The organism is Leisingera sp. F5 (assembly GCF_001593695.1).
The window spans coordinates 1-5,089 of record NZ_LUKH01000136.1; the positions used below are offsets into that span (position 1 = coordinate 1).

Below are 5,089 nucleotides of genomic sequence, written 5' to 3' on the forward strand. Positions count from 1 at the left end.
GGCATGGGCGCCGACGCTGCCCGCCATCTTCACGCACAAGGATATGAGGTCGCTATCCTCTCCTCTTCCGGTAAGGGCGAGGCCCTGGCGCAAGAGCTGGGGGGCGTGGGCCATACAGGCTCTAACTTGGAACAAAACGACCTGCAGGCGCTGGTCGATAAGGTTATGGACCGTTGGGGACGGATTGACGTTCTAGTCAATTCCGCGGGCCACGGCCCCAAGGGGGACATCATGGAAATCAGCGATGACGATTGGCATCTGGGAATGGAATTCTACCTGATGAACGTGATCCGGCCCGCCCGGCTGTTGGCCCCGATCATGGCGGCGCAGGGCAATGGCTCGATCATCAACATCTCGACGTTTGCGGTGTTTGAGCCCGATCCGCTATTCCCCACATCTGGCGTGTTCCGGGCCGGGCTTGCCAGTTTCACCAAACTGTTTGCCGACAAATTCGCCGCCCAGGGCGTGCGGATGAACAACGTGCTGCCGGGCTTCATTGACAGTCTGCCGGAGACCGAAGACCGCAAGGCACGCATCCCGATGGGCCGTTATGGCACCGCGCGCGAAATCTCTGCGCTGATTGCTTATCTGGCCTCGGATGATGCGGCCTATACGACTGGGCAGAACATTCGCGTTGACGGGGGGCTGACCCGTGCAATCTGACGTACAGGCCCTGCCAAGACAGGTCACAGTCAACCCGGCGTTTGTTCTGAAATGGGCCGCGTCCATCGTGCAGATCCTAGGATATTCTGCCACTGCCTGGGGTTTGCACCCTTGGAACATCTATCTGTTCCTGGCGGGCCTCACGGGCTGGTTCCTGGTCGGTGTGCTGTGGAATGACCGTGCGATCATGCTGATCCACGTGGTGGCGTTGGGCGCAATGATTGCAGGCTTCTGGTCAAGTTAGAGCCTGTTATCCGCCCTTGGGGTCGATCATCGGCTTGGCCTTGCCGCGCTGCAGACCCAGCCGGTGTTCGCGCCAGATCACCAGCACATTACCGGTAATGACCAGCCCGGCACCTGCCAGCATCACCAGCGTCGGCCATTCCTCGAACCAGATGTAGCCGATGACGATGGCAAAGATCATAGAGGCGTAATCGTAGGGCGCCAGCATCGAGGCCGGGGCAAAGCGGTAGGAGGAGGTGACCAAGATCTGTGCAATCCCGCCGACCAGCCCGGCGCTGACCAGCAGCGCGGTGGTTTGCGTGTCTGGCACTACCCAGCCGAAGGGCGCGGTCAGCAGCGCCAGACCGGAGGCCGTGAGCGAAAAATAGAACACGATCGCTGCGGTGTGTTCCGATTGCACCATGCGGCGGATATGGATTTGTACAAATCCTCGTGCCACCGTCGCCCCGACCACCAGCAGCACACCCAGCATGGCGCCGTCGCTCATATCTCCGCCAAGCCGAGGCCAGATCATGATCATAACGCCCAGCAAACCGATCGCTACTGCGGAAATCCGCACCAGCCGGATGGTTTCCCCCAGAAACAGCGCCGCCAGGATCAGGGTGAAGATTGGCGTGGCATATCCGATGGCGGTGACCTCGGGCAGCGGCAGCAGTGCCAGCCCCATGAAGGTCATAGCCATGGCTGACGTTCCAACAAGGCCGCGCCACACGTGAAACATCGGCTTTTTGGTGATCAGCCCGTGCCGCAGCTCTCCGCGCATGGATAGCCAGGCCACAATCACAGGAATCGCAAAGAAAGAGCGGAAGAACACCGCCTCGCCTGCAGGCACATGTTCGGATGTCGCCTTGATGATCCCTGACAGGGCGGTGAACAGGGCAATTGCTGTCACCTTCAGGAGAATCGCTAGCATCGGTCGATGCGATGTTAAGGATTTTGCCATGGCGTGAACCTGCGCCCGTGCGCCGCAAAGATCAATGGCTTGATTTCGGCGGATCAAGGCGCGCAAATGGCGCCGCCAGATGAAGGAGCCGCCGATGTATGATGCCAACCACCTGATCCGCCAATTGCGCGAGTCGTCCCTGGGGCGCGAGGAGGCTGTCTTCGCCCGTCTCCCGAACGGTGACACGGTTACCTCCGGTGCGCTGTTTGCCGGTGCCGAGCGGATGGCGGCGGCGTTGGCAGCCTTGGGCGTGCAGCCCGGCGACCGGGTCGCGGTGCAGGTGCAGAAAACGATTCAGGCGATTGAACTGTATCTGGGCACGGTCATGGCCGGCGGTGTCTTTCTGCCGCTGAACACAGCCTATACCGGGCCGGAGGTCGCCTATTTCGTTGGCGACGCAACGCCCCGGGCCGTGGTCTGCGATCCTGCGCGTTTGGAGGAGATCAGCGCGATCTCCGGCGAGGCCGAGGTGCTGACACTGGATGCCGCGGGGCAGGGCACCTTGCGCGATCTGGCGGACGGGCAGCCCGGGTTTGAGCCCGTTTCACGGCAGGCTGATGATCTGGCGGCGATCCTTTATACCTCCGGCACCACCGGCCGCTCCAAAGGCGCGATGCTGAGCCATGACAACTTGGCCTCCAACTCGCTGACCCTGAGGGACTACTGGCGGTTCACCAAGGATGACGTGCTGATCCATGCGCTGCCGATCTTCCACACCCACGGGCTGTTTGTGGCGACCAATGTGGCGCTGTTTGCCGGTGCCCAGACGGTGTTCCTGCCGGGGTTCGATGCCGATGCCATCCTGGAGACTATGCCCACCGCCACCGCGATGATGGGGGTGCCGACCTTTTACACCCGTCTGCTGGCGGATGAGCGACTGACCCGAGACCGCGCCGCAAACATGCGGCTGTTCATTTCCGGCTCAGCGCCCCTGCTGGTGGATACCCACGAGCAGTGGGAGGGCCGAACCGGCCACCGCATCCTGGAACGGTACGGGATGACCGAAACCAATATGAGCACGTCGAATCCCTATGACGGAGAGCGCCGGGCTGGCACCGTCGGCTTCCCGCTGCCGGGGGTTGAGGCGCGGGTGATGAAGGACAGCGCTGAGGTGCCCGCAGGAGAGATTGGCGCGCTGGAGGTGCGCGGGCCGAACGTGTTCCAGGGCTATTGGCAGATGCCGGAGAAGACGGCGGAGGAGCTGCAGCCGGACGGCTGGTTCATCACAGGCGACATGGCAAAGATCGGCGCCGATGGCTATGTCACGATCGTCGGGCGCGAGAAGGATCTGATCATCACCGGTGGCTTCAACGTCTACCCCAAGGAGGTGGAGAGCCTGATCGACGATTTGCCCGGCGTGTTGGAAAGCGCGGTAATTGGTGTGCCGCATCCGGATTTCGGCGAGGCCGTGGTGGCCGTCGTGGTGCTGGAGGGCGCAGGCACCAGCGCTGAGGCCGTCAAGGCGGCTCTGTCGGGGCAATTGGCCAAGTTCAAGCAGCCCAAGGAGATCATCCTGTTGGACGCCCTGCCGCGCAACACCATGGGCAAGGTGCAGAAGAAAGCCCTGCGTGAGGCATACGCAGGGCTGTTTGACTAAGTAACACAAGGCAGGGTTTGTCCGCTTGCGGCACGGGCTCTTAGTGTAGGTGGGCTTCCGCGTGCGCCTCTTCCTCGCGCCATTCCCGCACCGCCTGCACCAGGATCTGGAAGGCGGAGCTCAGGAACAACCCGCCCATGATGCCGGCCACGATCAGATCCGGCCAGCCGGTGGCAGTGCCCCAGACCCCCAGTGCTGCAATCATCACCGCCACATTGCCGATGGCGTCATTGCGTGAACACAGCCAGACCGAGCGCACATTCGCGTCGCCGTCCTTGTAGCGGGCCAGCAGCAGCACCGAGATCAGATTGGCGGCCAGCGCCATGAAGCCGATCACACCCATGATCTGCGCCTGCGGCACGCCGACGTAGAACACCTGATAGACAGTAGAACCAAACACCCAGAGCCCCATCAGCAGCAGGCTGATGCCCTTGCCAAGTGCTGCCAGCGCGCGGGTGCGCAGGGTGGCGCCGATCACAGCCAGCGAAATGCCATAAGTCAGCGCATCGCCCAGAAAGTCCAAAGCGTCCGCCTTCAGGGCCTGGCTACCGGACAGCTGCCCCGCGCCCATCTCCACCGCGAACATGCCGGCGTTGATGACGATCACCAGCCAAAGCCTGCGTTTATAATCTGCCGAGACCCCGTCGAACCGGGCGTTGTGATTGCAGCAGCCTGCCATTTCTCTTGTCCTCATTTCCGATTCGGGATCAAAGTAGGGCCTCTAGTCACTAGAGCATCAAGAGGTTTTATAAATGTTTTCCATCGGCCAGCTTTCCAAGGCGACTGGGGTGAAGGTTCCCACCATCCGCTATTACGAGGAGATCGGCCTGCTGCCCGCGCCGGGCCGCAATGCCGGTAACCAGCGCCGGTACGGGCAGGGCGGCATGGATACGCTGGGCTTCATCAAACACGCCCGCGACCTTGGATTTTCACTGGAGGATATCAAATCGCTGATGGGTCTCGACGGACACCTGGGCGATGACTGTGCCGCAGCCGACAAAATTGCCCGCAGTCAGTTGGCCAATGTCCGCGACCGGATCCGCAAGCTGGAACAGCTGGCAACCGAGCTGGAGCGGATCAGCCATCTGTGCGACGACGGCAATGGCGGCTGCTGCCAAGTGCTGACGGCGCTGGGCGATCACAGGCTATGTGCGGGTGATCACAGCTAGAAAAGCTGCCTGAAGGACGTCGCGCGGGGACCTTTTCGGGCGATACACTTTATTAGAGCCTTAAGTTCAGCCGATCCGGCCCTGATTCTCGCCGATCTGACCGCGGTGCAGCAGCAGGTGGTCCAGAATCACACAGGCCATCATCGCCTCGGCCACCGGCACCGCGCGGATGCCGACGCAGGGGTCGTGGCGGCCCTTTGTGATGACTTCCACGGATGAGCCATCCTTGCGGATCGACTGGCGCGGGGTGAGAATCGAGGAGGTCGGCTTCACCGCAAAGCGTACCACCACATCCTGCCCGGTGGAGATCCCGCCCAGAATTCCGCCGGCGTGGTTGGAGGAATACTCCGGGCCTTTTTCACCCATGAAGATCTCATCGGCGTTTTCCGAGCCTTTCAGCTTTGCTGCATTCATGCCCTCGCCGATCTCCACGCCCTTCACCGCGTTGATCGACATCATCGCAGCGGCCAGATC

The 5,089-nt window shown here is 61.8% G+C and carries 7 protein-coding genes; 4 read left to right on the plus strand and 3 right to left on the minus strand.

What is annotated here, in order from left to right; genetic code table 11:
* Positions 1-663, plus strand: a 663-nt coding sequence (locus A2I95_RS25725; protein ID WP_291734490.1) for an SDR family oxidoreductase, incomplete at its 5' end; no start/stop codon positions are given.
* Entirely contained in the window at positions 653-907 is a 255-nt protein-coding gene (locus A2I95_RS25730; protein ID WP_291734493.1) for a DUF6552 family protein, read from the plus strand. The genes A2I95_RS25725 and A2I95_RS25730, both read left to right, overlap by 11 nt.
* A 6-nt stretch (positions 908-913) precedes the next feature.
* On the opposite strand, the gene A2I95_RS25735 is transcribed toward A2I95_RS25730, so the two are convergent.
* The gene (locus tag A2I95_RS25735) at positions 914-1,849 is read right to left on the minus strand and encodes a DMT family transporter (protein WP_291734495.1); all 936 of its coding nucleotides are present in this window, start codon (positions 1,847-1,849) and stop codon (positions 914-916) included.
* A 94-nt stretch (positions 1,850-1,943) separates the two neighbouring features.
* Between A2I95_RS25735 and A2I95_RS25740 the strand changes: the two genes are divergently transcribed.
* The gene (locus A2I95_RS25740) at positions 1,944-3,446 is read left to right on the plus strand and encodes a malonyl-CoA synthase (RefSeq protein WP_291734497.1); all 1,503 of its coding nucleotides are present in this window, start codon (positions 1,944-1,946) and stop codon (positions 3,444-3,446) included.
* 40 nt (positions 3,447-3,486) lie between these two features.
* Here A2I95_RS25740 and A2I95_RS25745 read toward each other — a convergent pair whose 3' ends face one another.
* The gene (locus A2I95_RS25745; protein WP_027256892.1) at positions 3,487-4,125 is read right to left on the minus strand and encodes a cation transporter; all 639 of its coding nucleotides are present in this window, start codon (positions 4,123-4,125) and stop codon (positions 3,487-3,489) included.
* Positions 4,126-4,198: 73 nt separating this feature from the next.
* Between A2I95_RS25745 and A2I95_RS25750 the strand changes: the two genes are divergently transcribed.
* Positions 4,199-4,615 carry a helix-turn-helix domain-containing protein gene (locus A2I95_RS25750; protein ID WP_027256891.1) on the plus strand — a complete coding sequence of 139 codons (417 nt, stop codon included), beginning with the start codon at positions 4,199-4,201 and terminating at the stop codon, positions 4,613-4,615.
* Positions 4,616-4,681: 66 nt separating this feature from the next.
* Here the strand turns inward: A2I95_RS25750 and A2I95_RS25755 are convergent.
* The coding region (locus A2I95_RS25755; protein ID WP_291734500.1) for a chorismate synthase at positions 4,682-5,089 on the minus strand (408 nt) is incomplete at its 5' end.

Excerpts from the sequence above, each read along its gene's own strand:
- A2I95_RS25740 (WP_291734497.1), top strand. The coding sequence starts at position 1,944 with ATGTATGATGCCAACCACCTGATCCGCCAATTGCGCGAGTCGTCCCTG.
- A2I95_RS25750 (WP_027256891.1), top strand. The coding sequence starts at position 4,199 with ATGTTTTCCATCGGCCAGCTTTCCAAGGCGACTGGGGTGAAGGTTCCC.
- A2I95_RS25735 (WP_291734495.1), bottom strand. The coding sequence starts at position 1,849 with ATGGCAAAATCCTTAACATCGCATCGACCGATGCTAGCGATTCTCCTG.
- A2I95_RS25745 (WP_027256892.1), bottom strand. The coding sequence starts at position 4,125 with ATGGCAGGCTGCTGCAATCACAACGCCCGGTTCGACGGGGTCTCGGCA.